This is a genomic window from Streptomyces sp. NPDC048291 (genome assembly GCF_043201715.1).
Classification (GTDB): Bacteria; Actinomycetota; Actinomycetes; order Streptomycetales; family Streptomycetaceae; genus Streptomyces.
The window spans coordinates 1-1,064 of record NZ_JBICZC010000050.1 but is presented as its reverse complement, the minus strand read 5'-3'; the positions used below and the strand labels follow the sequence as shown (position 1 = coordinate 1,064).

The 1,064-nt window shown below is 70.2% G+C and carries 1 pseudogene; it reads right to left on the bottom strand.

From position 1 onward, the window contains the following. A pseudogene (locus ACGF5O_RS49075) lies at nt 1-1,064 on the bottom strand (alpha-1,4-glucan--maltose-1-phosphate maltosyltransferase); the annotation flags it as partial.

Here is a 1,064-nt window from a genome sequence, read left to right as displayed (position 1 = left end):
TCCTCGCCGCCCTCCTTGAGCGGGGTGTTCTCGCAGAGTTCGTAGCCGCTGTAGATGCCCCAGGTCGGGGAGAGGGTGGCGGCGAGCACGGCCCGGGCCTCGAAGGCGGGCCGCCCGCCGTGCTGGAGGTAGGCGTGCAGGATGTCGGGGGTGTTGGCGAAGAAGTTCGGCCGCATGTAGGCGGCGGTCTCACCGGCGAGTTCGGTGGCGTACTCGGTGAGTTCCTGCTTGGTGTTGCGCCAGGTGAAGTACGTGTACGACTGCTGGAAGCCGGTCTGGGCCAGGGTGCGCATCATCGCGGGCCGGGTGAACGCCTCGGCCAGGAAGATCACGTCCGGGTCGGCCGTGTTGACCTCGGCGATCACCCGCTCCCAGAACACCACCGGCTTGGTGTGCGGGTTGTCCACGCGGAAGATCCGCACCCCGCAGTCCATCCAGTGCCGCAGCACCCGCACGGTCTCGGCGACCAGTCCGTCCATGTCGGCGTCGAAGGCGACGGGGTAGATGTCCTGGTACTTCTTCGGCGGGTTCTCGGCGTAGGCGATGGTGCCGTCGGGGCGGTGGTGGAACCACTCGGGGTGCTTCTCCACCCAGGGGTGGTCGGGCGAGCACTGCAGGGCGAAGTCCAGGGCGATCTCCAGGCCGTGCCGGCCGGCCTCGGCCACGAACCACCGGAAGTCCTCGACGGTGCCCAGGTCGGGGTGGACGGCGTCGTGGCCGCCCTCGGGCGAGCCGATCGCCCAGGGCACGCCGACGTCGTCGGGGCCGGGGGTGAGGGTGTTGTTGCGGCCCTTGCGGAAGGTGGTGCCGATGGGGTGGATCGGCGGGAGGTAGACGACGTCGAAGCCCATGTCGGCGATCTTCGGCAGCCGGCGGGCCGCGGTCCGGAACGTGCCGTGCGGCCGTTCCGGGGTGCCCTCCGAGCGGGGGAAGAACTCGTACCAGGAGCCGTACAGGGCCCGTTCACGCTCCACCAGCAGCGGCAACGGCTCCGAGACCGTCACCAACTCCCGCAACGGATACCGCGCGAGGACCTTCTCGGCCTCGGGCGTGAGGGCGGCGGC